The following is a 25,812-nucleotide window of genomic DNA, read 5'->3' as shown; positions in this document are numbered from 1 at the left end:
CGTCCTGTCCAGATCGATTGCCAAGCGATCGCAAATCTGGGATTGGAATTGCTCGAAACAGCTGCGTCGCCGCAGCGACGTTCAAGGACCCGCATGCCGACTCTGACGACCACTTCCAAAGGCGGACGCCCGCGCAAAGAGGATGTCGAAGCCAAGTCGCTTCACATCATCGAAACGGCGTCACGGCTGTTCGCGCAGCAGGGTTTTGCCGCGACCTCGGTCGAGCAGGTCGTGGCCGCGTGCGGGGTCGGCAAGGACACCGTGTATCGGCGCTTCCCGTCGAAGCTCGCTTTGTTCGAAGGCGCGGTCGAGCATGCCCGCGTGCAGACGGTGGCGCATTTCGAGAGCACGATGGCGACGCAGACCGGCGACGCGCTGACCCAGCTGCGCGCGGCGGCGCGCTGGCTGCTCACCGTCAACCTCGATCCGACGCTGATCGCATTCAAACGCATCGCCTTCAGCGAGGCGCTTGTCGTCGGTCAGGCGGTCGCGAGCCGGACCAGCGATCCGATCGTGGACCGGCTGCTGGCCTTGATCGGCGAAGCCCAGAAAGCCGGCGCACTGGCGCGCGGCGACGCGCGCTTCCTCGCGATGCAGCTCATCAACTGCATCGCGGTGGGACCGATGATCGACGCCATGCTGGGCGGGACGACCTATGCGTCGTCCCGAGCCCAGACTGCGTATTTCGACAAGGCGTGGGCGCTGTTTATCGACGGCGCGCGCCGCTGAGTAGCGGCGATCAGGCCGACTTGATGTAGTCGTGCAGCGCCCGCTGCTCGTGCTCGTATTCGTTCAGCCGCCACTTCACGATATCGCCGATCGAGATCAGGCCGACCACGCGCTCGCTCGCGTCCAGCACCGGCAGATGCCGAAACTTCGACAGCGTCATCACCTCCATGATGCTGGCGACCGTATCACTCTGGCTGCAGCTCACGACGTCGCGCGTCATCACGGTGTGAACCGGCCCATCGAGCGCCGCGGGGCCGCGATCGGCCAGCACCTTCACCACGTCCCGCTCGGACAGGATGCCGTCGAGCCGGGTCCCGCGCATCACCAGCACGGCGCCAACCCGACGCTCCGCCAGCGTCTTCACGGCAGCGGACAGCCGCTCGTCCGGTTCCACGCTGTAGATGTAGCGCCCCTTCGATTCGAGAATAGCCAGCACCGTCATTGTCGCCTCCCTGATCAGCCGCCGCGTTTTGACCGCAGCGTGCATTTGGTTCGGGAGTTATCGCGCGAAGCTTCGGAATAGTTCCCGCATAGCTCCCGAACTAATCACTCAGGATATGCAGGAATGCGGCGAATCCGCGTTGGCGCGCGGGCGCTGCAGCAGCCGCACTGCAACACGCGGCGAGGCGGGCTGACGAATGATCAGTTCGGTTCGGCCGGCGCCGGCACTCGGCGCGGCACCGGATCGAACAGCGAAAACAGCAGCAGGCCGGCGAAGAAGCCGCCGATATGCGCCTGCCAGGCGACGCTGGCCCCCTCGTTGCCAACCGCGATCGAGCCGATGCCGAAGATGATGTTGATGCCGAACCAGATGCCGAGAAACGCCAGCACCCGCGGATCGCGTAGCGCACGCGTCAGCGGCTGCGCCGGCACCCGGGCGGCCGCATCGGCGTCGCCACGGCGCAGCGACAGAAAACCACCGCGCGCGAAGGCGAAGCGGATCGCCGCCGCCATCGCGCCCGACACCGACGCCGAGGCGCCGATCATCGGCGCGATCTCGTGCTCGTGGGTGACGAGATGAGCGAACGCACCGGCGATCGCGGTGACCGCCATGAACAGGAAGAACCGCGCCGTGCCGAACCGCCGCGCCACGGCGCTGCCGAACGGCAGCAGCCACAGCACGTTGAAGATGATGTGGCTCAGATTGGCGTGCAGCAGCGAATAGGTCACGAAGGTCCAGACCTTGGCGCCGGTTCCGCCGGGAAACGGCGCCGCCAGCAGGGTCGCGTCGTAACGCTTCGGGATGAAGCCGAACACCTCGATGGTCCAGTATTCGAGGTCCGGCGGCAGCAGCACCCGCAGATGAATGACGGCGAGCAGTGCCACATAGGCGGTCAACGCGCCCGGCAGGTTCAGGATCGGCTCGCGCGGCGGCTCCGATGGAAGCGGCAGCGGCTGCTGGGCGGGCGGGGAATCCAACGGGGTCGACCTGCTGCGAACGGCCCGGCCACGACGCGGGCCGGAAGGGACAATGCGATCCCTTAGAGCATTTCCCGGCAGAGTAAAATCCGTTCGAGGCCGCTCGAGCCCACCCAACGACAAAGGAGAGCGCCCTGAGAAAGCGCTCCCCTTTGATCCTGCGTGCCACAGCTGCGGTTCGTCCGCGCGGCGCCGTTTTGTTTTTCAGCCACCCTGCCCGTCTGCCCGGATGCCTGGAGCTCATCCGCGCCGAAGAACGAGGCCAACCATAAGGCCCACCATCATCGCGGGAAAGCGCAGCGTTAATTTATCCTTAACACACAGCAGTACTCCGACCACCCCGGCCTGCAGATGAACAGACCGTCTGAGGCCGCCCCGGCCCTCATCCAAGTATCGTCTTGGAAGGCTACGGACCTGAGAAGCTCACAGAAGTCTCATAAACAGCGTTGTTTCAAATAACTGACGTGCTAGAGGTAACATACAACCAGAAAGCGAGCGCATTTTGGGAACCCTTCGTCTCCTGCTGGCCCTCTCGGTGCTGTTCGCACATGGTGGCGCTTTTCCCATCACTGATGGCACGCTCGCCGGTGGCCGGCCAGCCGTACAGAGTTTCTACATCATCAGCGGATTCTACATGGCGCTGATCCTGACCGAGGGTTACCGCAACCTGGCTGACTTCTATTTCAACCGCTTCCTGCGCCTTTTTCCAACTTACTGGGGCGTTCTAGCAATCTCGATGATTGGAGCCGCCGCGGCTGGACGTCCGACATTCGTTACGGAAGTACTCTTCGCGCACAATGACGTTCTCGGCTGGGACAGCAAACTGCTGATGCTGTGCGCCAACCTCGTCATATTCGGCTCGAACGCCATGATGTTCCTGTTCCCATCTGCGGATGGCTTGGCGTTCACCGCGGATTTTCAGGCCCACGGCTATCGAACCTTGTGGTCACTGCATCAGATTCCCCAAGCTTGGACGCTGCCCATCGAAATGATGTTCTATGCCATCGCCCCATTTCTCGTGAAAAGCTGGCGGCGCTTACTGTTGGTCGCAGGAGCGTCGATTGCTCTGCGGCTTGCGATCTACTCATACGTCTCGGCTGGCGACCCCTGGACCTATCGCTTCTTTCCAACTGAGCTGGCATTTTTTTGTGCGGGCTCTCTAGCGTTTCACGCTTATCGGCTTCTCTCAGGCCGCCCTTGGACGCGCGAGGCCGGCTTAATCGCCTTCGTGACTGTGATAATTTACGTGCTGAATTTCGAACGCGTCCCCGGCCTCTTGCCCGACACGCCGCTGATTGAAGGACGTCTTCTGCAGTTCTATCTCGCGATCCTCGCGTCGTTGCCTTTTGTGTTCGAATTCAGCAGATCCAGCCGCGCCGACCGCTGGATCGGCGAACTTTCATACCCCGTATATCTCGTCCACTACGCTGTCATTCTCGCAGTATCTGCAGTGCAGCCAGCACATGGCGCGATCTATTACGTTCTGGCAATTTCGCTGCTGCTGTCGGTCGCGATCAACGCACTGATCTACGATCCGATCGAAACCCATTTCAAACGTCGAGCGAGACGGGATCGAGACCTGCAAAGCGTGGTCGCAGCTCAGACTTAGAAAATGTCGTCATGACGTGAACTCTCGCTGATCGCAGCAACGCGCGCGATGACCGCGACCGCTGGGGCTCAGGCATTGTCCACGCATGATGAGTTGATCATGTCCTTCGTAAGCGTGCGCCAGCCGGCAAGCCCGACCTCTTCGCTTACACATCTCCTGCCCCCGAAACCTGCGGTCCAAGGGACAGACGGCGAGACGTTAACAAACGTAGTTAACTTAACCTTAACGCGACAAAACAGGGGTTAAGACGGCCTCTTCCGGCTTCCGGCATGGACGCTGCAATGCCCCTCCTGCACAACGATCGTGGGGCCGGCGCTGCGCGGATACGGGACAGACCTGTTCCGCCGCGCGCCCGGCGCGGACCAGGAAGAAGTATGAAGCATCCGTCGAGTCGCACGTTCTTCGCGTATTGGGACAGCCAGCGCGGCACCGCGCCAGCACCCGAGCGCAGCGATATCGAACCGAGCGCGGTCCGCGAACTGCTCGGTGACATCTTCGTGCTGTCCTGCGCTGCCGCGGCGGGTTACCCGTTCCGGGTCGCCGGAACCCGGCTGTGCGCCCTGTTCGGCCGCGACATCAAGGGCGAAAGCCTGCCCGGCCTGTTCGCCGTTGACAGCCGCAGCGAATGCCAGGACATCCTGGCGGTGGTGGCCGAAGAATCTCTGCCGCTCGTCGCCGGGCTGACCAGCAGCCAGCGCGGCGGCACCGTGGCCCATCTCGAATTGCTGCTGCTGCCGTTCGCGCCGCGCCTCCACACCCCGCTCAGCCTGACGGGGTCGCTGGCGCTGGTCGGTCCGCGGATCGGAGGCGAGCTCGGCGAGTTGCGGCTTGCCGCATGGCGAACGCTCGGTCGCCCGTCGCAGCGGCTGCGGCCCCGGATCCTGCGCAAATGGGAAGTCGCGCGCGGCCTGATGGTCTATGAAGGGCTGCGCTGAACCACGCTGAAGTCCGGCACCGTCCGCGACATCGGCACCGCCGACGCCCGCAACGGCATCGGCGCCCGGACCGAGCCGTCGGATAGATGGCATTCGCAGGCACGCCGGCTCAAGGCCTCGACGTCGATGATCGCCAGACGGCCGCGGCTGTAGCGGATCACACCCTTCTGCTGCAAAGCGTGGGCGATCAGCGAAATGGTATTGCGCTTCACCCCGAGCATTTGCGCCATCAGATCCTGGCTCAGCATCATCGCGTCGCTGCCGCTCATCGCACGGGATTGCAGCAGCCGACGGCACAGGCGCTGCTCGGCCGAATGCGCCGCGTTACAGGCCGCGGTCTGCTCCGCCTTGACGGCACGCAGCCACAGGTCGCGGGCGATGGCGCTGCGCAGCGCGGAACTCAATTCAACCAGCGTTCGGAAGTGGCCGGCGTCGATCACTGATGCGCTGCCCGGAAACCGCACGATCGCGGCCGACGGCGACGGGGCCTCGTAGAAGGCGGCCCCACTGCCCGCCACGCTATCGCGGCCGATGACGCCGGCCTCGATGGTTTCGCCGCGGCGCAGCCCTTCCATGGTGGAGACGATGCCGCTGTGGGGAAAGATGACCTGCTTGACCGGCTCGCCGGCTTCGATCAGGACCTGGCCGAAATCCATCTCGATCGAACGCAGATGCGGTCGCAGCAGATCGAAGTCCGAGGACGGCAGTCCCGCCAGCAGATCGTTCGGTGATTGGCGACCTGTCACCATGGAACCCACCCGGCAATTGCCGGATGCGGCGAGATCACGCGCTCCGGCAGAGACGTTTCCGACTGCCGCGCGCTGTCACGTTCAAGCTGCGGCCCCAGCAACTAATCATGCCACGGGCCGAAAAAGTCCACTTCGTACAACTACCCGCAAACGGGCGTTTAGAGCGCTTTTGCCAGTCCCTCGGCGTGTGCGGGGGGCGACAGATGACGCAATGGACTCTGGCGCTGGGAACCGTCAGCGGCGTCCTCTGCCACCATGATGCAGCCGATCAGAGCGGTCAGAACGCGCAGTTCCTCGTCCGCATCGGTCGAGGCGGCGGAGGCGTTGCGCAGACATGCAAGGCTGTTGGTCGAGGTTGCCATCGGAGTTCTCCTAAACGGAGTGTGCAATAACGTACTTCGATTGGGGAGGATTGATCTCGCTCAAGCCTCGGCGAAAGCGCTCCCGCGCGGAACCGCTGTCGGCGCTCGATACGATCGGCGGCGCGGAATGGAACCACCCGTTCGACCGTTGCCAGGGCGCGCCGCAGCAAGCAAATACGTTCGCGTTCTCAAATATTTGCAACGGCTCCTGGAGCGATAGCCGAGGTACCAGGACCGTCGCCGGCAGCGCGTCACCGGGCTGTCGGCCGCGAATGCGGATGGGATGAGCGGCAGCTGATCGCGACATCCCGCCACACCCTACTCCCACCGCCCGCAGCTTGCGGCTCCCGCGAATTGCCGTTGGCCAACGCCATCGCGCGAGGGAGAGCATAACGCTCCGCGCTCGCACCACGCAATGAGATCGTGACAAGCCTTCGACGCCAACGCGCGCGCCCGACCGAAGAGAAAAATATGCTGCGAACGCCGCGCCGACGGCACGGTCCTCTTGCGACATCTTTCAAGCCGGAGCGAACTACAAACTAACTCCCGATATGAGGTGCAATCACGCGGCCTGCATCTGCGGTGGATGGGTTCCGATTATTCCGGGTACCGGGCAGACAAACTAGCGCCCCTGTCGAACAGTTGCCGAGGGATGACGATTCTTGTGTCCAGCGTAATTTCGGTTGGAACACATGACGGGGGGACTAATGATACCGCTGTTGCGACTTCCGGTCTTCGGCCCTGTTTTTTTGGTTGATTACTTAGCTCGTTATTTTGCCCGTTCCTTGGCCCGTTCCTTGGCCCGCGCAGCTCACCGCAGGATTGACGCGTCGGCGCGCATCGGCGACCAGCCATGATGATCGAGAACGCAGACGCCTCGCTGCTGCGGGCGGCGTTTCAGGCCGCGCCGGAGGGCATCCTGCTGGTCGATCCACAGCACCGCATCGTGCTGTTCAACCGCGCCTGCGAAAGGCTGTTCGGCTGGCCGGCGCGTGACGCGCTGGGCGAAGACATCGCAACGCTGATACCGGATTGGCCGCTCCGGCCATCCGAAGCCTCCGCCCCCGCGCTGGCGCGCCGTGAGGACGGAACGGCCCTGACCATCGCGCTCTCGACCGCGATCGTCGCGGTCGGCAACGCAGCCTTCGTCGTCGCCACCGCCCGCGAACTCGACGAAACCGAACTGTTGCGCGCCGAGCGCGAAGGGGCCGCGTCAAATTTCCAGCGGCTGGTCGAAGGCGTCAGCGACTACGCGATCTACATGCTCGACGTCGAGGGCCGCGTGGCGAGCTGGAATCGCGGTGCGCAGCGGATCAAGCAATACACGGCCGCCGAGATTCTCGGCCGGCACTTCCGCACCTTCTATCCGCCGGAGGCCTGCGCCGATCTCGAGCCGGAGCGCAATCTCGCCCTGGCGCGCGACCGCGGCCGGTTCGAAACCACCGGCTGGCGACTGCGCAAGGAGGGCACCCGATTCTGGGCGCATGACGTGATCGAACCGCTCCGCGACGCGGGTGGCACGCTGATCGGCTACGCCAAGGTGACCAGCGACATCACCGAACAACGCCGCGCCGAACAGGTGATCCGCGAAGCCGATGCGCGGATCGCGACGCTGATCGAAACCGTCGTCGACGGCGTGATCCTCACCGACCGCCAGGGCGTGATCAAAACCTTCAACCTCGCCTGCCACCGACTGTTCGGCTATGCGGCCGAAGACGTCATCGGCCGTCACATCTCGATGCTGATGCCGGCTGCGAACGCCGAATTGGTGCAATCGTTCTTCCGCTCCAGCCGAGCCAGCGGCGACGACGACCGGCTCGGCAGCGTGCGCGAGATGACCGGCCTGTGCCGCGACGGCCGCACCTTCCCGATGGATCTGTCGATCGGCGAGACCGTGCAGGAAGGCGAGTCGGTGTTCGTCGCGGTGATCCACGACCTGACCGAGCGCAAGCACACCGAGGAGCAACTGGTCCAGGCGCAGAAGATGGAAATCGTCGGACGGCTTTCCGGCGGCATCGCGCACGACTTCAACAATCTGCTGACGGTGATCGTCGGCAACGCCGAGTTTCTCTCCGACCAACTGAAGGCGCGGCAGGATCTGCGCAGCCTCGCCCGCGACATCGGCGACGCCGGTCAACGCGGCGCCGAACTCACCCAGCGGCTACTCGCCTTCAGCCGGCGCCAGACGTTGAAGCCCGTCGAGATCGATTGCAACGAGCTGCTGGAGTCGATGCACAAGCTGCTGCGGCGGACGATGCGCGAGGATATCGCGATCGACACCGAACTCGACGTCGGCCTGCGTGCCGCCTATGCGGACCGCACCCAGCTCGAATCCGCCATCCTCAATCTCGCACTCAATGCCCAGGACGCCATGGTGGGCGGCGGGCGGCTCAGCATTACCACCGCCAACGTCTTGCTCGACGCATCCTATCAGCTCGTCAACAAGGACGTGCGCCCCGGCAACTACGTGCTGGTCGCGGTGACCGACAACGGCTCGGGCATGCCGAAGGACGTGCTCGATCGCGTGTTCGAGCCGTTCTACACTACCAAGGAGGTCGGCAAGGGGTCGGGGCTCGGCCTCAGTATGGTGTACGGCTTCGTCAAGCAGTCGAACGGCCACGTCTCGATCTACAGCGAGCCCGGGCTCGGCACCACCGTGCGGCTCTATCTGCCCGCCGCCGGGAATGGCCGGATCCAACCCGCGCAGACGTCGGATGCGGTGGAGCATCTGGCGTCGCGCGGCGAAGTGCTGCTGATCGTCGAGGACGATCCGTTCGTGCGGTCCTACGCCGTGATGTGCCTGCGCAGCCTCGGCTACACGGTGATCGCCGCGATCGACGGCGCCGAGGCGCTGCAAATCCTCGACGGCGAGACCCATATCGACATCCTGTTCACCGACGTCGTGATGCCCGGCGGGATCAGTGGCTGGGAGCTTGCCGAAACCGCGATGGCGCGACGCAAGGATCTGCGCGTGCTGCTGACGTCGGGCTATGCGCTCGACACCATCGCGGGCCGCAGCCATGGCCGGGCCGACCTGCCGATCCTCACCAAGCCCTACCGCAAGGCGGAACTCGCGCAACGTCTCCGAGACGTGATGGAGGCGCCGCCGAGCGGGACCGACTGCTAACGAGGCGTTAACCCTGAGCACCCTAGGGTTGCAGGGTATCGAACGCCCGGCCGAGCAGCGGAATTTCCGTGTTGTTGCACAAACAGACCATCCAGCCGGCAACGGCCGAACGCCGACGATTCCAGCGGGTGAAGGTGCACCTCCTGGGCCGATACATGCTGCCCGATCGCCGTGAATTCCCCTGCCAGGTGATCAACATGTCGCCCGGCGGCGTGGCCATGCTGGCGCCCGGCATCGGCAATGTCGGCGACCGGGTCGTCGCCTACCTGGATCATATCGGCCGCGTCGAGGGAAAGATCACCCGTATCATCGACAACGGCTTCGCGATGACGGTCGGCGCCACGCCGCGCAAACGCGACAAGCTGGCCGCGCAGCTCACCTGGCTCGCCAACCGCGACATCCTCAACCTGCCGGAAGACCGCCGCCACGACCGTATCGTGCCGCGCAACCCGATCGCGGTGCTGGTCCTCGAGGACGGCACGCGGATGAGCTGCCGGATCATCGATATGTCGCGCTCCGGCGCGGCGATTGCCGCCGAGCAGCGGCCGCCGATAGGCTCTCAAGTTTTCCTCGGCCTGGTCCAGTCGCGCGTGGTGCGCCACCTCGACGACGGCTTCGCGCTCGAGTTCGTTCACGAGCAGCTCGAAGAAACGCTCGAAGATAGCGTTACCGCGCGGTGAACGCCGGCGGCCTGTCCGGCCGCCCTCCCTATCCTTGAACCACCGTCCCAGAACGCTTTGCGCGTCCGTCGGGCCGCGCCTGCGGACGACCGCAATGGTTAACCGCGCCGGATGGCGAAGCAATTAGCAGTGGCGCTGCAATCACTTGTCGCCTGATCGATCGCATTTGAATCAAATCGAATTGCATCAAATTTTACGCAAATTCGATTCAAGTATAAATCGAAGACGCGCTTAGTTTTACTAGTATTCGCGTCGACTTTACTGATTTGATTTAGCGGCCCTGCAAATCGTTTGTGCAAAACATGGTCCCAACAAGAAAACGGGGGCCACAATGTTTGGTAGCAGGGGATTGCGGACGGGACTACTCATCGCCACCACCTTGGTCGCGATGAGCGCGACGGTGCAGGCGGCCGAGAAGGTTCGCTACGCCAGCATCGGTGATACCACCCGCGCGCCGATCGGCTGGGTCGAGTTCTGCGCCGATAATCCGATCGAATGCCGCGGCGGCCGCACGCAGGCGCGCGACATCGTGCTGACGCAGACCGCGTGGCAGGACCTGCTGAAGGTCAATCGCTGGGTCAACGACAACGTCAAGCCGCTGACCGACATGGACCATTGGGGCGTGGTCGAGAAGTGGTCGCTGCCGACCGACGGTTACGGCGATTGCGAAGACTACGTGCTGCTGAAACGCAAGATGCTGGTCGACGCCGGATGGCCGCGCGAGGCGCTGCTGATCACCGTGGTGCGCGACAAGAAGAACGAAGGTCACGCGGTGCTGACGGTGAAGACCGACAAGGGCGAATTCATCCTCGACAATCAGAACGAGGACGTCGTCGCCTGGACCGAGACCGGCTACCGTTTCGTCAAGCGGCAGTCGCAGACCGACGCCAATGAATGGGTCGCGCTCGGCGACAATCGTCCGGCCGTCGCCACCGCCAGCGCGCAGCAGCGCTGAGGCGACGAGCGAGACCGACAGACCAGAGACAGGAGCTTTTTTCGAAAACACGATCCGGTCAAATCCCCACCCCTCCCCGTCCCAGATCGGATCGTGCGCGGCCAGCCTCCCCCAAGGCTGGCCGCAACCTTTTGATAAGTCCGTAATGGCTGATTTTGCCGGGCTTCTGCAGCTCTTGGATGCCTCCATCGTGCCGAACGATCACAGAACCGCGCGGGTCGAGGCGTGGAAAATCCGTGGAAAAGGTTCCCGGCTTGTTCACGGGGCCGACGCAGGCTACAGCACCCGAATGACCGAGCAAACCGCCCTGCTACTTCGCCGGGTTCAACACCCAATGGCGGCCGAAAATTACCGCGTGATTTTGGACGGGATCGAAATCGGATCGATCGGCGTGCAGGTCGGCGTTGACGGCCGGACATTCTGGGCCTGGGGGATCGACACCGTCGTTCCGGTTCGACAGTTCCGAACGCATGGCGAAGCCGTCGATCGCGAAAGCGCGACAGCCAAGTTTCGCCAGGCATGGGACGTCTTTGCGTCGGAACCGGAGCGCCTCCGTGCCTTCATCGAGTGGAAGACGGCGGCTGCCGACCGATGAAGCGCTCGGGCTGGGATGCTGCGTTTGATCCGCCTATCGAGCTGCCGGAGGGTGGCAGCCTTAAGACACTGCGCGACGCCGCCGACTACATTCAGCGGCTGCCGGCCGCCGAGCAGCAGCACGAGAAGGTGCAGACGGCCCTGCATGTCCTTCTACAGGCAGCCGATCACAACGGCCTAATGTGCGTCACCTGCCGACGCTCCCGCCACCTGCATTTCTTGGACGACACCATCCACCGCGATCGCTGCAAGCGTCCGGCGATGTGAGTTGCCATGAACAGCGCGACTGAAGATCGGCTTGATCCGTCGGCTCGATATCCGATCGGGGCGAATCCCAAGCGCTGTGCGCACGCGACAGATTGCATCTAGCGCCCGCCGCTTTCACCGCTAATCCGGCACCCCGGCCGGAGCATGGACTTTCGCCGCCCGATCGGCCTGCAACGCCCATACCAGGCCGCCGACGGCCCCGACCGTGAAGTATACTGCCCCGAACAGCAGCGAAACGTTCACCCCTTCGCTGGCCCCCAAGCCAGCGAACGAGAACGCGAGCCCCATACTGGCCTCGCGCAGGCCCCAACCTGCAATAGAGATTGGAATGACGGCGATGAGCGTCACCGGCGGGATCAACCATAGAAGTTCAACGAAGTCCGCCGGAGCGTTGATCGCCCGTGCAGCACACCAGGCAATCACAACGGCTAGTACGTGAATCAGCACCGAGATAGCTGCGATCACCGGGCCACGCCGACGATTGAACAACACGCGCCCCACGATCAAAGAGCACGCACGGAGGTGTCGCACCACCCAGATTCGGGTGAGGAATTCGAACAGACGCCTATGCACGAGAAGGAAACCGACGCTCGCAACCACTGCCACGAAATCGAGCAACGCTAACCCAAGACGTCCTTCGGCATTATCGATCAGATCGAGAGACCACGGCAACGAAACGAGGATGAAGGCCGCAAGCGCCATCAAGCCGATCGCGCGATCCAGGAACACCGAGTAGGTCGCCGAGCGCCAGCCGGCACCGTCGCCGGCCAGCAACCACATTCGCACTGCGTCGCCGCCCATCGACGACGGTAGCGTCTGGTTGAAGAAGGATCCGATTATATTGTAACGCATCGCCCGCCAAACCGAGAGCGAGGCACCGCAATCACCGCTGATCAAATGCCAGCGCACCGCGCTGACGCCGACCTGGAGCACGGCGATCGCCACCGAAACGGAAAGCCAACCAGCACTAGCGAGGTTGATCCTCCCGCTCAAAGCAGCAAAATTGGTCTCACGTAACGCGAAGTATAGCAGCACCCCCGTTATCAGGATCTTGGCGGCCAGTATCAAAATGCGGCGCATGGGACCGGCAACATCGACAATCTAAGGAAGCGAATTGAGATCAGGTATAGACGCATCAGACCTAGATTGCGCTACTCAATCTGGTGCCCGGTGACACGGCGGCGTCGACCGGAGACCGACCATGTCATCGCTTCTATCTGCCCCTCCACAGCGAAAGAAAATACCTTCTCCACAGAATTGATCATCAACCGACGCACACCCCGGTAACGCTCTATCGATTTACTCACTCGGGAACGGTGCAAAGATACCCATCTTAGAGGCCAACATTGTCTTCTAGCACTGCTAACCCGATCGAGACAATGCGTCGGCGCAAAGCACATTCTTGCTACATACTTTAGACTTTCACACCTGAATTCTGGACGGCGCGGCCTCATGCTTTCCACTCCAGCACGACGATTCGCTGATCGGCTGCTAATACACAGTTTGATTTTCGGTGAGAACTACACGCAACTGGAAACGACTGAGTGACGAGCACACCTCGACATTTGCTTGAGGCCGTACTGCGAGGCCACAAGCGCGCAAAGCTTTGAGCACATTCATATAATGCAAGATCGCATTCAAAATTACCCATTGGCCGTCGATCTCGATCGGACTTTCATCCGGTCCGATCTCCTCCACGAAATGTTTGCCAGCTGCTTCGTACGGTCGCCGGTAAAAGCTTTGATTGCCCTGCTCACGCTCAGAAAAGGCATAGCGGCATTCAAACGAGCATTATTCGATGCACACTCGATCGATTTTGCCGATCTTCCTGTCCGAGAAGACTTCGCAGTCTTTCTGCAAGAACAACTAACGAACGGCCGTGAAATCTGCCTCGTCACTGCGGCCGACCAGCGCGTCGCCGACGCCGTGCGCGCCTCGTACGGCTTATTTAACCGAGCGTTCGGCTCGAACGGTTCGATCAATTTGAAAGGAGCTGCGAAGCTCGCTCTCCTTCAGCACCAATTTCCAGATGGCTTTGCGTACGCGGGAGACAGCGCCGCCGATCTCCAGGTCTGGACAGGATCTCGCGCGGCAATACCCGTCGGCATAAGCGACGACGTGCGCAAGAAGCTGGCCGAGCAAAATTCCTCAATTGAGAGGGAATTTTTTCAGAAGCCCGTCCGGGCAATCGATTGGCTGAGATGCCTGCGGCTTCATCAATGGACGAAGAACTTCTTGATCTTTCTTCCACTTATGCTGAGCCACAGCTTCGACCAGGCATCCTTCGCACTAGCAATGCTCGCGTTTGTGCTGATGGGCATGCTCGCGTCGGGAACCTACATCATAAATGACCTCGCCGACATAAGCGCAGACCGAGCACATGCGACCAAGCGTTTTCGCCCGATCGCGTCGGGAACCATCAGCGCCCTTCATGCGCTTATTGCGTCTCTCGTCTTGATTACCAGCGCCATATGCTTGACGACGTTCATCTCCCCACTGCTGACATTGACGTTTGTATTATACTTGGTTTCGACGCTTGCCTACGCTCTAAAGCTGAAGACGATCGCCTTCCTTGATGTGTTCGTTTTGGGCTGGCTTTACACACTTCGACTTCTAGCTGGCGCCGCCGCCGTCGCGGTCTCCCCGTCGCAATGGCTTTTGATGTTTGCATTCTTCTTCTTTCTTTCGCTTTCGCTGGTTAAGCGGAATGCCGAGATCGTCAAAGCAGCGGAAAAATGGGCGTCTTGCAGCGATCGATCGACTGCAAGGAGAGAAAGTAGGCTGATAAAAGGGCGCGGCTATCGCATCTCGGACGAACCATTGACGCTCGCTTTCGGTGTAGGCACCGGCCTCGCCGCGACCCTCATACTCTCAATGTATGTTGCGCTCGATATGCAGCCCATGGGCGCTTATCACCACCCTGAACTGCTTTTCTGGATCGTCCTCGCCATTCTGCTTTGGCTCATGCGTGTCTGGTTACTCAGCCATCGCGGAGAAATGCACGACGACCCGATCATTTTCGCGATCCGTGATCCAGCTAGCCTGATCCTGGGACTCGTGGTTGCTGCGATATTCGCGAGTGCGACACTTTGAGGGCACTGAGCTACTTGGTCTACGGGGAATATGCGAACCGGATTTCCAACGTCGCCGCTCAAGGGCCACCGCTCTCGCGCTTCTATGTTTGATAATCCGCCTCTTACCCGCGACCTCCCCATCACTACTAGCGTCTTCCACCCCCGCGAATTGCCAAACTCGAGAGAGGAACCGTCGCCGTGCAGGTGCTCACGACTACTCGATTCCCAGCTATGCCGCGATATATGAGGCAAGCTGAAGCTCCAGTTCTGCTCTTGGTGCTAAGCGGTGTCCTGCTGACGTTCGCAATTGTCGTCCCCCCAGCGATCACTGGCGACGGCTGGAACTATTTCGCCATGGCAATGGACATCGCTCATCGGGGCCGGCCAGATCTCTCTCCTGAGACCAGAGCCTACCTTGAAAGTCTCGGATCAACTAATTTCCTTGGAATGGTCACCTGGTCCGAGTCGGGACGCGGATATCATTGGCACTTCTGGTTCTATCCAGCGCTCTGCGCTCCTGCGTTAAAGCTTCTCGAAGCGCTGGGTTCGAACCCGCTACGCTGCTTTCAGCTCACGAACTCGATCATCTGTATTGCCCTGACCATTTTCATCGCAAGGCAATCGCTCACGTCGAGGACGCTCAGAATTTCCGTCTGGTGTATCTTTGCGCTTTCGACAGGGCAGGCTTACCTCCAATGGTCAAGCCCTGAACTATTTTCGGCCGCCTTCATTCTAATGAGTTGCTTTTATTTTGCCTCCGGACGCAACCGAGGCGCAACCCTTTTTGCAATGATCAGCAGCCTTCAGAATCCAACATCAGCGCTACTGGTGATCCCCTACGCTCTGGATTTGGTGTTGAAGACGCCCGGTTTCAAAAGCTCTAAAGCGGACATCATCGAACTCTTCTACAAGCTTACAGGCTTGGCGGCGATTTCGACGATTGCATTGCTGCCGAGCATTTGGAACCTCGCAACTATTGGCGAGCCGAGTGTCATTGTAAGGCGCGCGATCTACACCCCGCTGATGGATGTGGAGCGACTGATTTCATTTCTAATCGATTTCAACCTTGGATTGATCTGGGGTCTTCCAAGCCTGCTGATCCTGATTCCAACGGCTACAATCCTCGCTATTATCAAGCGCCCAAGCAGGATCGATTTGCTGGTTATCGGCTTCTTTCTTGTGATCACGCCCACTCTCGCGCAGGTTAACTGGAATTCGGCCTCGGCGATGATGTCGCGCTATGCAGCGTGGTCGGGGATGATCCTAGTGTTCTGGTCGACCTATAGGATCATGCAAGCAAGGCAGATTGGTACTTTCGTAGCGACAGCCGCTGTCACATTGCAGGCCTTCGCTGCATATCATTACGGCGGTCCACTGGTCCGCCATCAGTTGAGCAGCGTGAGATTCACTCCTTTGGCTGAGTTCTTCCTTGCACACTACCCGCAGCGCTATAATCCCGAGTTGGAGGTCTTTTACGAAAGGTTGTTTGGTTCGGAGGCGTCACGCCCCGCCACGCCATATAAATTCGTAAATTCCGACGGTGCGATTACCAAGATCCTGACACTTAGCACGCGATTGGGCTACGTGGACGAAGATGTCTGCGGCCCCCAGGCGTCGCTGGCTCCTAGGTCAGCGATAAACACGGCCAAAATCCGAGGCCCCTTCATATACATCAACGGCCTTTTCTCTTGCGTTTCAACGGATCGATTGGATTTCTCTCTGGCACAGGGTCAGACGCGAGGCTTGTCGCTTGTGCGGGGGTGGTCGGACTCTGAGCCGACCGGCACATGGACAATCGGGACTCGCGCTACATTGACCATTGATGCTTCACCGGAAATACAGCCGAAAGATCTCGAAATTGAGGGGCTCGGCTTTTTCGGAGGGGTGCATGATCACGTATCGATCGAGATCAAAGTGAACGGGCACATTGCAAGGCGCGCAAGCCTGACCAGCGCGTCCGCCAGCTTTAATGAACGGATCGGAATTCCTGAGCCCGATCGTGATCCAAGCGCTCCAATTGAGATCGAGATCACCATTAGATCACCAGCGATCCCGGCTTCGCTCGGAGTATCGAATGATCCCCGGGAGTTGGGCATCTTCGTGCGACGGGTATCTCTTTATTCCGCACACGGGACGTCGGCGGCGTTAGGGGACATGACGACGGACCGTCTTGGATTGGCTCGTTAGAGCGTGGGGTCTATTTAGTGACGTCCAGCGCTTTGAAGCGATCTTGCCAGGCAGGACGCGGACGGCGACGCAAACAACGTGGGATTGACAAACCAGGTGACGTTGCCGACCGGCTGCGGGGATCGAAGCTGGAGCGAAAATTCAGATCAAAGGTATTATCGCCGGGTGCTGCGTCGCTATTGAACGCTGTATAGTCCGGCCTGCCTCGACTGATCGAATCTGAGACATTGCCAATGAAGAACAAGGGCTCAGCGCCTTACTACTGGCTCAAGACTGACGATTTTACCGGCTGGCGAAACGTCACGAGGAGCGAATTTATCGAAGCTGAGCGCGCCTGCGGGTTCGTTCCAAGGGACATGCACCCTTCATCACCGAGTTGCTCAACGACTCTTGCGACGAGCGGCTTTTGTCGGGATGGCATCTCTGGTGCCCTTACTGTTGACGCTTCCCCGCCTTGTAGCGCGCAATTCAAACAACTGAAGGACCGCACGATGCGCAGCTATTCAATCGAATGGTTCGATCGTTACCCAGACTTTTCACTTTCCTCAGATCCAGCGCGTGGAACTGAAAAGATCGACCTGACCGATCAGGAGTTCGCCGACTTCACACAAATTCAGCAGTCGTATCAGGCTTGGCAGGAGCGTATCTGTGACGCTCTAGGCAAAGACCGCATCGATTCTCTTCGCGCAGCCCGCATGCCAGAGGAATAGTTGTAGGCCACTTTCCTTTCGGGCGCACTGCCGTCGAATCTCGAAGCATTCGTCCCGTCAAAGCAGATAGTCAAGTAATTGTAGCCGCTCAGCCTATACCGACAAAGGCTCTGGAATTTATAGCTTAGCTCAAGAGTCGCTCTCGCAAGATGCTGGGCGAACGATCTTGAAACAACGGCCGCCACCACTATTTAGCCCGTTGCAGACCAAGGGAGGCCATCATGACCAAACTTTTGACTGCACCGATCAACCCTATCTTGTCTGGCTTAACGTAATCGAGACTCGAAAAGGGATAACCACATCCCACGGTGATCGTGCTCAGCAGGCATGAGCTTGGGGGAAATGTGGAGCACCTTCGATTCCAGCTCGGGGTTTTCCGGCCGGAATGGAAGGAGCTGATCCGGCGACGGCCAGACTGCTGAGAGGCCGCTTAGCGCGGCCTCTTTCATTTTGTTGTACGCACTACTCGAACAATCGCTTTGCGCACTTCCATCGTTGAGTACAGCGGCGACCAGGCGCCCTGAGATTAGACACGCTGGACCGATTCCCAGTGGCTGAGATGCCTAGTCGCTTCACTTCGCCACGAAGGCCGCCCTCACCCGGTCCCACAGCGTAAGGACGCCGATCGCGATCCCGAACAGCGCGGCGCCGACGATCCAGGTGACCTTGCCGAGCAGCCGCGACGCGGCAATGAACGAGATGCTGTAGCGCAACAGCTCGATATCCTGCTCCGACGCGCGCTCCAGCCACTCGAGCGTCTCCGGCCTTGCGTTGCGCAGCAGCTCCTTGGCTTGCGGCCGGAGATCGTGCCAATCGTCGGCCGCCTGCCACAGATTGGCGACGCGCTGATCGGTGAGGCCGACCAGGAAGGCGCGTTGCACGTCAGTCAGATTTTCAAAGGGGTGCGGATCGGCCATCGGACTGGTGTGCTTCCCTACTTGCGCTTGCTCGTCACGGCCGCGGCGATTGTCGACGCCACGCCACCGACCGGTTGTCCGGTGATCGCCGTCTGACGTTCGTTGCTGCCGGTCCAGACGTGGACGCCGAGGACGCCGAAGCGAGCCCCCCACCACACCGTCAGCAGCGAGGTCGCTCCGACCAGTTCGTTGATCTTGCCGGCGACGATGCACCACACGATCAGCGCGGCCCAGAACGGGCATTCGATCGCCAGCTCATAGGCCATCCACGTCCGCCAGTGCCCCCACCAGCCGTTCGGCGCCGCCGCCTCGGCGCGGATGCTTTCGTTGACCTGCTCGACCTGCGTCTTTGCGACGTCGGCCTGCACCTCGGCGAGACGGGCCAGATAGGCATACTTGGCCGCGACTTCGGATTCCGCCGCCGACAGCTGCGCCTTGGCGACATCCGGATTCGCCGCGACCGCGTTGCTGACGTCCTCCGGGGTCGCGCCCGGCTTCAAGCCGAGCGCGCCTTTGATTTTCGAGATCGCGAAATCCGACACCGGGCCGGGAATGCCGAGCGCGGTACCCAGGATCGGCAAGCCGAAGTCGATCGCCGTCTGGGCGAGCCACGCATATCGTCCGAGGTCGATCGCCATCTCAGGCCGCCTTTCGGTTGGTGGATTTGCGCTTCGCCGCCGGCTTGGCGGCCGACTTGCGCTTGCGACGGGGCTTGGCGACCGCTGGCATCGGCGGCGCGGCCGCCGAGGCCTGCGTCATCGTCATCGTGCCGGACAGCCCCAGCGAGGCCGCAGGGAGCGCCTCGCTTGCGGCACGACGCTTGCGCCACCACCACCAGCCGAGCGCGCCGGCGGCGACGCCAGCGGCCAGCAACAGCCCGGCGACTGCCCAGACTTCCCAGCCCCAGCCCTGCTGCACGCCGGCGGTCACGGCCGTGGAGACGACGCCGGCCGCGCCACCGGCCACCGCTTCGCGCTTGGTGACAGGCGCCGCCTTGACGTCCGGGATCGCGGCCGCCTGGTCGGATACGACCTGCAGCCGGCGGACGATCGGATCGTTGCCGGCCATCTGCGCCTTGCGATCGGCCATGCCGTTACTGCCGCCGTTCCACGCCTTGACGCAGCCGGCGAAGTCGCCGGCATCGGCATAGCGGTTGAGCCCCTTCCACTGCCAGAACGCCGCGCAGATCTCCGGCTGCAGATCGAGCCGGCTGGCGATCTCGGGATTCATCACCGCCGGCAGGCCGGTGATGCGCTCGAGCGCGGCGTAGCCGTCCCTGCCCGTCCACTGCGGCCCGCCGCGGCCGATATAGCGGGAGCCGTCCGACGTGCCCGGCCGGTTGCCCATCCGGTTGCCGTAAATGTCGTCGATCGCCTTGGCCTGCCAGCCGCGCGCGGCGCCGTATTTCGCGACGACGGCAGCGGCGCTCTTGAAGCGGCTCGGCCAGACCTGGGCCATCCGCGCTGCGGTGTAATTGATGTTCTCGGTCAGGGTCGGAATGGTGAACCCGCCGCACTCGTGCTCGACATTGGCGAGGAAGTAAGCCAGCCGCGTCCGCGTCGCGGTGATGCCGGCCTTGTCGAGTACAGCCTGCTTCGCCGCGAAGGCATCCACCACCTGTTGCGGGGCACGCGGGAAGATCGCCCGCCAGTCGGCGGCCGTGAGTTTGATCGGCATCGCAAAGCTCCGTGTTGCCGAAGGCGCATGCGAAAGCGCCCTCGGGATCGAGGTTGGTAGTCTGGTTGGTCAAGATGATCGGAAGGGCTGCCAGCCCTCGAAAGAGACGCCGACCGGCCGTGCGTAATCGCCAGCCGTCGAAAGAGATCTTTTCAATCCCGCCTTAAGAGGGCAGAACGCCACTTTCACATTAGGGGGTTCGGATGGTTCGGATTGTGGAGATGCGCCCGGTTTTGGGCGTTACGGTCAAGCTTTGGATCGCGGCGCTGGCTGCAAGCGCCCTGGTCGGGTGCTCCAGCTCGCCGGCGGAGCTCGAAGCTTCGACCGCCCCGACTGTGAAGACCTACGCCGAAAACTACCAAGAAATCTACCGCCGCGTCTCCAGCACAGCCAAGCGATGCTTTGCCGGGAACATGGGGGCATACGCGTCGATGGCTGTGGATTCGGAGCTTTACCCTGACCTCGGCTACGGCGACACGACCTTGTCCCTGATCAACATGGGCACCAGGAATTACTACATCTCGGTGAAGGTGGAGAAGCAGGTTCCGAGCGGGGCGCGGCTGACGGTCAGGACCGGCAACACGCTCGCGGCCGAGCGATACAGAACGTACGTGCTGGCTTGGGCGGACGGCGACCAGAGTTGCCCGGCGTTTTAGTCAGCGATCGAAAGGCGAGATCATGACCAAACAAGAGCAGTTTCTATTTCTCGTGCAAACCGCCGTTCTCGCCAATGGGATCAATCTGGCGGCGTCCGACGACACCCGCGAGAAGTATCGCCACGTGTATTCGGCGCCAGGCGTAATGGGATTGATGCTCGACGCTATCGAAGCGAGCGAAAAGATTCCCGAGACTATGACCGCTCACACGGCCGCCGTCGAGTTCAACACGTACATGCTCGACAATTTGAGGCACCAGGAAGAGCATGCGTCGAGTCGGTTTGCGGCAATCCCGCGCTGGTTCGCGAAATGAACCAAGCCCTCATGTGTATTCCGCGATCTCGATCCCCGCTGCCATGATCCCATCGTAGTGCAATAGACCGGGAATTGGTCGAGCTCGCATCACAATGCCGTCGATCGTAAATTCGAACCATGACCCGTCCGGTTCGACGTAGTGGACGTCGGTGGCCTTCGTATAATCCAGGTTGGTGGCCTTCGTAAAATCCAGCATGTCGGCTCTCCTTAACTCACGGATCAGATGAAATAGCTCGCCGTCGCGCGGAAGGTGTACCCGCTGGCCCCAGCATATCCACCGTCGTAGCGCTGAAGCAGCATCTGAGAGTCGACACTCACGCTGAGCCCCCACCCAGTCGCGGCAACCTCGCGGCCGCAGCCGGTCGTACCGACAGCAGGTGCGATCGGTAAACTGCAATAGGTCGCCGTGCCTGCAGATCCGTTCGAAGTGATCACAACGTACACCGCGACCGTCACTAGATTTCCAATAACCTGGTAGAATCCGCTGGCGCTCGCGGCCGCATAAGATCCAGTGAGAGAAAAGACGGTCGGCGTGTACGTCCCATAGAACGCTAACGATCCGCCGATCACCCAAAAATTGGTCCCGTCGCATAGGATCTCGGCAGAACTGCGCGGCGGAAAATACATGGATGCCGCGCCATTGATCTGAGATCCGCTCGGCGCGGTGAATGTCCAGGCACTAGCACCGTTGTTGATGAATACCCGGAATACAGCACCGAGCGTCGTCGCGGGATCGAACGTCAGAGTGTGAGCACCGGACAGGACGAGAAGACCTTCGTAGTCGGAAGCCACGACCTTATAGTCTGCGTTCTTCACTGAAGCGCCGCCGCTTCGAAGACCAATCGCCGTACGAGCCGCCCCCGCGTTCGCTGCAGTGAACAGTGATGAACCGACCGTGGTCGCGCCTGCCGCAGTGCGCGCCGCAGCAGCATCGGCTGCGGTCAACAACGCCGAGCCGACGCTAGTCGCTCCGATCGTGTCGCGAGCATCGGCGGCGTTCATCGCCGTCGCCAGCGCTTGGCCGGTCGTCGTCATGCCAAGGTTGCTACGGGCCTGCGCCTTTTCGCCGGAACTGGCGGACTGCGCGCGGACAAACGAGACCAGATCGTCGTTGATCATCGACGCAAGCGGGGTGCATTCGAGGATCGCGCTGCCGCTGAGATCGAGCGGGTTGTTGCTGTTGGACGAATAGATCACCGTCCGCGCCGCCGTGAGCGCGCCGGCACCGAGCGTCAGATAACCGAGTTCGATACCGTCGCCGTCCTGGATCGTGTAGCCCGGCTGATCTCCAGCGACCGCGCCGGCGGCCGCAAAGCTTCGCCACGTCGCCGGCACGGTCCCGAGGGTGATCTCGCCGGTGCCCGTCGTCGTGATGAGGTGGCGAACGTTGTCAAAGTGTTTGCGGGCCATTTAGAACGTCCTTCAATCCAGAGTGAAGACAGCGACGCGGGCGCGGACCGGAAAGCGTCCAGGGACGATCGCCATTGATGCGGAAGATGGTTTGGCCGTGACGGCGCCGCGCACGGTCGCCGCGCGCGTCGCGATCTGGCCCGATGCCGGGTGAAGCGCCACGCTCGACGCCGTCGAGCCCTGCTGCGTCACGATCAAGCGAGACGGCATGAGTGCGTGGACGGTTTCGGTCAGGTGACCGAAGGCGATGCGGCCGAAAGCGCGCGATCGAAGATTGCGATAGCGGTCACCCGGCACGCCGTTGATCGTGACGTGGAGTTTGCCACCGACGACCGCCAATGCGGCCGGGTTGAAGTTGCCCGGAATTCCGGCCGCAATGCCGCTCCCGGACTTCACCACGATCTGCGCCGAGGCCGGCGTGATGCCGAGGGTCGCGTGCAGCGCGCCGAAGACTCCAACGATATGGCCGGCCGCCGGGTTAACAGCGGTGCTGGCGATCGCAGCGGCGCCTTGATGCGCCATCAGCCCGCTTGCGCTGGACGATAGCAGCGCCTGGACCGTTCCCTCCACGACGCCGAACGAAGCACCGCCCGGCGTGAAAGCGATCTTGAACGATGACCTCTCGCCTCGATGCGCAAAGCTGCCGCTGGCACTCGACGACAGCAACGCTTGAATACTGCCGGCGACGGCAGTGTTCACCGCCGAATTTGGCGTGGCGCCGACAGCGGCGTGCAGCGCTCCGGACGAGACGGCAACGACGCCGGCAGTCGGCGTCACCAAGATCGATGACCCAACCGCTGACCGGCCGAACGCTGCCCGTCCGAATGCGCTGCGCCCGAACGCCATGTTACTTCACCGGCTCGATCGACACGGCTGGCTTGGCCGACGCCGCTGGAATCGGCATGCCTTCGATATCGAGCAACAGCGCATTCAGGACGCTCGCCTCATCCGTCACGGCCTGGCGCTCATCGTTGGCCCGGTCCCGGAAGCCGCGCAGCCGCTCTGCCATCTTCGGATTCGGCTTGCCGGCAGTTTCGCAGGCGGTGAGCTGGCGCGTGAGGTCTGATGCCTTCTCGATCAGATCGAGCCGCCGCTGATTGCATTGCTCCCGCTCGGCGCGAACGATCTCCGCCGCCTGCGCCGCGGGAAGTCCGTCGATCCGCTTCATGATCTCTTCGAGCGGCGTCATGCGAACACTCCCTTGCCCTCGCGGAAGATGCCATCGGTGCCGGGAGTGATGCCGAACTCGGAGCCGTCCGGAATGGTGATCGCCGAGCCGAAGTCGAACCGGCCGACCACCTTGTCGCCGCTCGACGTGTCCGAATAAATCACGATGTAGCGGAACGGCCCGATCGAGCCTGAAGAGGCCACCCACTTGAACTGCGCGGAGGTAAAGCGCCACTTGCCGTCTGCAGACGGCTGCGTCCAGACCACCGAGGTGAGCGTCACGCCGCCAGTCGTGTAACCGTTGCCGTTGGGGATCTGCGCGATATCGGCGAGCACCTCGCTGGCCGCGAGGTCCGGCGCCGTGTTGGTGAGCACCGCCTTGAAGGTGTCGCTCTCCAGATTGATACGGCCGGCGCCTTGATGGCCGATCGCCTTGTAGAATTTGTCGAACTCGACTGCCATGGTGTTGTCCTCGGTTAAGTGAAGATGCGGTCGGTGTAGAGCGTGACGGACAGCCGGGTCAGACCGGCGCAGGATTCGACGACGAGCCTCAGTCCGTCATCGTCGTCGAGCTGCGGCGACCATCCGGTCAGCGTGGCGTCGACATAGTCGCGGGCGTTGGTGAGGTGCGGCTTGGCGCTGCCGCAGATGCTGTCGCCGGCGCCCGGCACACCGTCGGCGAAGGCCTTGCGGCGAATGTCGAGCACCAGAGAGCCAATGCCGTCGGCGCGCATCCGGACGCGGCGGATGATGCTCATCACGCCGACCGGAATGTCGATCGCGGAGCCGGCCGCGATCTCGCTGCCGCCAGCATCGAACACGACGGTCATGCTGGACTGCACCGGGAACGGATAGAACACGGCCCAGTCCGCCGCGCTGCTGCCAGGCTCGACCCCGGTGTTTTCCCGCTTGCTGATCCAGAGCTTGCCGAGATGAGTGAGGACGGTGCGCACGCCGTAGAACGCCTCGGCGTCCCAGCCGTCCACCCAGGACATATTGGCGTAGATGCCGGTGAGCACCCAGGCGCCGTCGACCTTCTCCCACTCCTTGCCGGTGCTCCGCTGGCGCGCCTTCTGCCCGTCCTCGCCAAGCGAAACATCCGGCTCGGTCGCGTCCGCCGGAACGTTGTAGTACGGCTCGGCGTCATTGAGCAGCGCAAGGAGCTTTGAAACGTCCGCCATCGCCTGCCCGCCAGCGAAGCGCAGCGGCGACTTCTGGATGATGACATAGGACGCGTCGGACTGGCTGCCCCAAGGCCATTCCGGAATCGTCAAATGCGTCCCGTCGACGACGTCGACAATCTCGGTGATGTGGCCAGCAACGACCAGGATATCACCGGCCCGCGCAGCGACACCGGACCACACGGTCCCCGTGCCGACCACGGACGTGGCGCCGTTGGCGATCGACACAGTGCCGACCGCATAGCTCGGAAGAGCTGCCATCTATCGTCCTCTTGTGATGCGTCGTGTCGCGCCGGCTAACCGGCGAAGCCCATCGAGGCGCCGTATTTGCCGAGCACGGCCTTGAGATCATCCGGCGTCGAAGCCTGCCGGATCTCGCTCAGCGCCACCTGCCGCCGCGCCTCGCGATCGGCGAGCGTGTCGGGCTTGGTGAGAATGTCGGCCGCCAGCGCCGCGGCCGTCACGCCGCGCAGTGCGGCCTCGTCCTGCAGCGCCTCGGCGGCGGCTGCGTCGCCGTCCGCCACGCGCCGCGCGATCTCGCGCTTGGCCGCATAGGCGGCATCGAGGTGCGCCGAGCCGACCGCCGCCTGGTTGAAGGCACGGTCGATCTTGAGTTTCGCGTCCGCGCGCAGCGCCGGCATCGGGTCGATCGTGAGTGTGAAGACCGTCATTCCACCGCCTCGATCTCGGCCACATATGTCTTGTAAGGCCACAGCTCGATCGCCACCCGATATACACACGGCACCGGGATCGGGATCGCCAGTTCGGTCGCGCCGGGGATGCCCTGATACTGAATCACGCCGCCCGTGGTGATCGTCACCCGGGCCGCCTGCGGCACACCAACGAGCAGCCCCGTCTCGGCGCCGCCAGCCTTGATCCGCGTGCGGACCGCCAGCACCGACAGGCTCGGCCGCTTGCGCAGCAGCCCGGCCGATACATACCAATCGTCGGGCGACAGCAGCATCGCCTGCGGATCGGTCGCGAAGGAATGGCCGAGGTCGCGCAGCTGTTTCTCGTAGCCCTCATCCGGCGCAAAGACCTTGCTGCCCTGGGTGATGCGGCCCGCGTCGTCATGGATGGCGTAGAACATCG

General features: G+C 62.1%; 29 protein-coding genes. 13 read left to right on the top strand and 16 right to left on the bottom strand.

From position 1 onward, the window contains the following. Positions 1 to 93 precede the first annotated feature (93 nt). On the top strand, positions 94 to 729 hold the full coding sequence (locus tag ACFFJ6_RS24740) for a TetR/AcrR family transcriptional regulator (protein ID WP_378392969.1): 636 nt from the start codon (positions 94 to 96) through the stop codon (positions 727 to 729). 10 nt (positions 730 to 739) lie between these two features. On the opposite strand, the gene ACFFJ6_RS24735 is transcribed toward ACFFJ6_RS24740, so the two are convergent. Together ACFFJ6_RS24735 and ACFFJ6_RS24730 are read right to left on the bottom strand one after the other, a co-directional pair. Next, a complete protein-coding gene (locus ACFFJ6_RS24735; protein WP_378392967.1) occupies positions 740 to 1,171 on the bottom strand; it encodes a CBS domain-containing protein in 432 nt (143 codons plus the stop codon). A 200-nt stretch (positions 1,172 to 1,371) separates the two neighbouring features. Further along, positions 1,372 to 2,148: a rhomboid family intramembrane serine protease gene (locus ACFFJ6_RS24730; RefSeq protein ID WP_378392965.1), complete on the bottom strand. Its 777-nt coding sequence runs from the start codon at positions 2,146 to 2,148 to the stop codon at positions 1,372 to 1,374. Positions 2,149 to 2,650: 502 nt separating this feature from the next. Between ACFFJ6_RS24730 and ACFFJ6_RS24725 the strand changes: the two genes are divergently transcribed. Beyond that, positions 2,651 to 3,757, top strand: coding sequence for an acyltransferase family protein (locus ACFFJ6_RS24725; RefSeq protein WP_378392963.1), 1,107 nt, complete (start codon positions 2,651 to 2,653; stop codon positions 3,755 to 3,757). A gap of 374 nt (positions 3,758 to 4,131) precedes the next feature. Then, positions 4,132 to 4,692, top strand: coding sequence for a PAS domain-containing protein (locus ACFFJ6_RS24720; protein WP_378392961.1), 561 nt, complete (start codon positions 4,132 to 4,134; stop codon positions 4,690 to 4,692). Here the strand turns inward: ACFFJ6_RS24720 and ACFFJ6_RS24715 are convergent. Together ACFFJ6_RS24715 and ACFFJ6_RS24710 are read right to left on the bottom strand one after the other, a co-directional pair. Beyond that, positions 4,674 to 5,441 (bottom strand): Crp/Fnr family transcriptional regulator, encoded by a 768-nt coding sequence (locus ACFFJ6_RS24715; RefSeq protein WP_378392959.1) that lies wholly within the window; start codon positions 5,439 to 5,441, stop codon positions 4,674 to 4,676. The genes ACFFJ6_RS24720 and ACFFJ6_RS24715 overlap by 19 nt on opposite strands. Positions 5,442 to 5,599: 158 nt before the next feature. Next, positions 5,600 to 5,803, bottom strand: coding sequence for a hypothetical protein (locus ACFFJ6_RS24710; protein ID WP_378392957.1), 204 nt, complete (start codon positions 5,801 to 5,803; stop codon positions 5,600 to 5,602). A gap of 856 nt (positions 5,804 to 6,659) precedes the next feature. Between ACFFJ6_RS24710 and ACFFJ6_RS24705 the strand changes: the two genes are divergently transcribed. From ACFFJ6_RS24705 to ACFFJ6_RS24685, 5 genes are all read left to right on the top strand, one after another. Next, a complete protein-coding gene (locus ACFFJ6_RS24705) occupies positions 6,660 to 8,930 on the top strand; it encodes a PAS domain S-box protein (RefSeq protein WP_378392955.1) in 2,271 nt (756 codons plus the stop codon). 68 nt (positions 8,931 to 8,998) lie between these two features. Continuing rightward, on the top strand, positions 8,999 to 9,610 hold the full coding sequence (locus tag ACFFJ6_RS24700) for a PilZ domain-containing protein (protein WP_378392953.1): 612 nt from the start codon (positions 8,999 to 9,001) through the stop codon (positions 9,608 to 9,610). Positions 9,611 to 9,941: 331 nt separating this feature from the next. Continuing rightward, positions 9,942 to 10,565 carry a transglutaminase-like cysteine peptidase gene (locus ACFFJ6_RS24695; RefSeq protein WP_378392950.1) on the top strand — a complete coding sequence of 208 codons (624 nt, stop codon included), beginning with the start codon at positions 9,942 to 9,944 and terminating at the stop codon, positions 10,563 to 10,565. Between the two features lie 145 nt (positions 10,566 to 10,710). Further along, complete coding sequence (locus tag ACFFJ6_RS24690) at positions 10,711 to 11,160, top strand: hypothetical protein (RefSeq protein WP_378392948.1); 450 nt, start codon at positions 10,711 to 10,713, stop codon at positions 11,158 to 11,160. Then, positions 11,157 to 11,426 carry a hypothetical protein gene (locus tag ACFFJ6_RS24685; protein ID WP_378392946.1) on the top strand — a complete coding sequence of 90 codons (270 nt, stop codon included), beginning with the start codon at positions 11,157 to 11,159 and terminating at the stop codon, positions 11,424 to 11,426. The genes ACFFJ6_RS24690 and ACFFJ6_RS24685 overlap by 4 nt, the downstream gene beginning before the upstream one ends. A gap of 120 nt (positions 11,427 to 11,546) precedes the next feature. Here ACFFJ6_RS24685 and ACFFJ6_RS24680 read toward each other — a convergent pair whose 3' ends face one another. Beyond that, positions 11,547 to 12,506 carry a lysylphosphatidylglycerol synthase transmembrane domain-containing protein gene (locus ACFFJ6_RS24680; protein WP_378392944.1) on the bottom strand — a complete coding sequence of 320 codons (960 nt, stop codon included), beginning with the start codon at positions 12,504 to 12,506 and terminating at the stop codon, positions 11,547 to 11,549. A 543-nt stretch (positions 12,507 to 13,049) separates the two neighbouring features. Between ACFFJ6_RS24680 and ACFFJ6_RS24675 the strand changes: the two genes are divergently transcribed. From ACFFJ6_RS24675 to ACFFJ6_RS24665, 3 genes are all read left to right on the top strand, one after another. Continuing rightward, positions 13,050 to 14,519 (top strand): UbiA family prenyltransferase, encoded by a 1,470-nt coding sequence (locus ACFFJ6_RS24675; RefSeq protein ID WP_378392942.1) that lies wholly within the window; start codon positions 13,050 to 13,052, stop codon positions 14,517 to 14,519. A 179-nt stretch (positions 14,520 to 14,698) separates the two neighbouring features. Further along, positions 14,699 to 16,687: a hypothetical protein gene (locus tag ACFFJ6_RS24670; RefSeq protein ID WP_378392940.1), complete on the top strand. Its 1,989-nt coding sequence runs from the start codon at positions 14,699 to 14,701 to the stop codon at positions 16,685 to 16,687. Positions 16,688 to 16,920: 233 nt separating this feature from the next. Then, a complete protein-coding gene (locus ACFFJ6_RS24665; RefSeq protein ID WP_378392938.1) occupies positions 16,921 to 17,397 on the top strand; it encodes a hypothetical protein in 477 nt (158 codons plus the stop codon). Between the two features lie 572 nt (positions 17,398 to 17,969). On the opposite strand, the gene ACFFJ6_RS24660 is transcribed toward ACFFJ6_RS24665, so the two are convergent. From ACFFJ6_RS24660 to ACFFJ6_RS24650, 3 genes are read right to left on the bottom strand one after another with little or no spacing between them, the layout of a single operon-like run. Then, a complete protein-coding gene (locus ACFFJ6_RS24660) occupies positions 17,970 to 18,314 on the bottom strand; it encodes a hypothetical protein (protein WP_378392936.1) in 345 nt (114 codons plus the stop codon). A gap of 17 nt (positions 18,315 to 18,331) precedes the next feature. Then, on the bottom strand, positions 18,332 to 18,952 hold the full coding sequence (locus ACFFJ6_RS24655) for a hypothetical protein (protein WP_378392934.1): 621 nt from the start codon (positions 18,950 to 18,952) through the stop codon (positions 18,332 to 18,334). 1 nt (position 18,953) lies between these two features. Further along, the gene (locus ACFFJ6_RS24650) at positions 18,954 to 19,991 is read right to left on the bottom strand and encodes a glycoside hydrolase family 19 protein (protein ID WP_378392932.1); all 1,038 of its coding nucleotides are present in this window, start codon (positions 19,989 to 19,991) and stop codon (positions 18,954 to 18,956) included. 203 nt (positions 19,992 to 20,194) lie between these two features. On the opposite strand from ACFFJ6_RS24650, the gene ACFFJ6_RS24645 reads away from it, so the two are divergent. After that, positions 20,195 to 20,647 carry a hypothetical protein gene (locus ACFFJ6_RS24645; RefSeq protein ID WP_378392930.1) on the top strand — a complete coding sequence of 151 codons (453 nt, stop codon included), beginning with the start codon at positions 20,195 to 20,197 and terminating at the stop codon, positions 20,645 to 20,647. 22 nt (positions 20,648 to 20,669) lie between these two features. Further along, on the top strand, positions 20,670 to 20,960 hold the full coding sequence (locus ACFFJ6_RS24640) for a hypothetical protein (protein ID WP_378392928.1): 291 nt from the start codon (positions 20,670 to 20,672) through the stop codon (positions 20,958 to 20,960). A 9-nt stretch (positions 20,961 to 20,969) separates the two neighbouring features. Here the strand turns inward: ACFFJ6_RS24640 and ACFFJ6_RS24635 are convergent, their stop codons facing one another. Genes ACFFJ6_RS24635 through ACFFJ6_RS24600 form a run of 8 tightly spaced genes read right to left on the bottom strand, consistent with a single transcriptional unit; the run spans position 20,970 to position 25,810 of the window. Then, positions 20,970 to 21,158: a hypothetical protein gene (locus ACFFJ6_RS24635; RefSeq protein ID WP_378392926.1), complete on the bottom strand. Its 189-nt coding sequence runs from the start codon at positions 21,156 to 21,158 to the stop codon at positions 20,970 to 20,972. A gap of 23 nt (positions 21,159 to 21,181) precedes the next feature. Next, positions 21,182 to 22,372, bottom strand: a complete 1,191-nt coding sequence (locus tag ACFFJ6_RS24630; protein WP_378392924.1) for a hypothetical protein — start codon at positions 22,370 to 22,372, stop codon at positions 21,182 to 21,184. A 12-nt stretch (positions 22,373 to 22,384) separates the two neighbouring features. After that, on the bottom strand, positions 22,385 to 23,218 hold the full coding sequence (locus ACFFJ6_RS24625) for a hypothetical protein (RefSeq protein ID WP_378392922.1): 834 nt from the start codon (positions 23,216 to 23,218) through the stop codon (positions 22,385 to 22,387). Position 23,219: 1 nt separating this feature from the next. Continuing rightward, complete coding sequence (locus ACFFJ6_RS24620; protein ID WP_378392920.1) at positions 23,220 to 23,540, bottom strand: hypothetical protein; 321 nt, start codon at positions 23,538 to 23,540, stop codon at positions 23,220 to 23,222. A 17-nt stretch (positions 23,541 to 23,557) separates the two neighbouring features. Further along, a complete protein-coding gene (locus tag ACFFJ6_RS24615; protein WP_378392918.1) occupies positions 23,558 to 24,001 on the bottom strand; it encodes a hypothetical protein in 444 nt (147 codons plus the stop codon). Positions 24,002 to 24,015: 14 nt separating this feature from the next. Further along, positions 24,016 to 24,981, bottom strand: a complete 966-nt coding sequence (locus ACFFJ6_RS24610) for a hypothetical protein (RefSeq protein ID WP_378392916.1) — start codon at positions 24,979 to 24,981, stop codon at positions 24,016 to 24,018. A 35-nt stretch (positions 24,982 to 25,016) separates the two neighbouring features. Then, positions 25,017 to 25,391: a hypothetical protein gene (locus ACFFJ6_RS24605; RefSeq protein WP_378392914.1), complete on the bottom strand. Its 375-nt coding sequence runs from the start codon at positions 25,389 to 25,391 to the stop codon at positions 25,017 to 25,019. Further along, a complete protein-coding gene (locus ACFFJ6_RS24600) occupies positions 25,388 to 25,810 on the bottom strand; it encodes a hypothetical protein (protein ID WP_378392912.1) in 423 nt (140 codons plus the stop codon). Before ACFFJ6_RS24600 ends, ACFFJ6_RS24605 begins: the two co-directional genes overlap by 4 nt. Positions 25,811 to 25,812 lie beyond the last annotated feature (2 nt).

The sequence above is a fragment of the Rhodopseudomonas telluris genome, assembly GCF_042432815.1.
Lineage (GTDB): Bacteria > Pseudomonadota > Alphaproteobacteria > Rhizobiales > Xanthobacteraceae > Rhodopseudomonas > Rhodopseudomonas telluris.
This window is presented reverse-complemented; position numbering and strand designations above follow the sequence as displayed.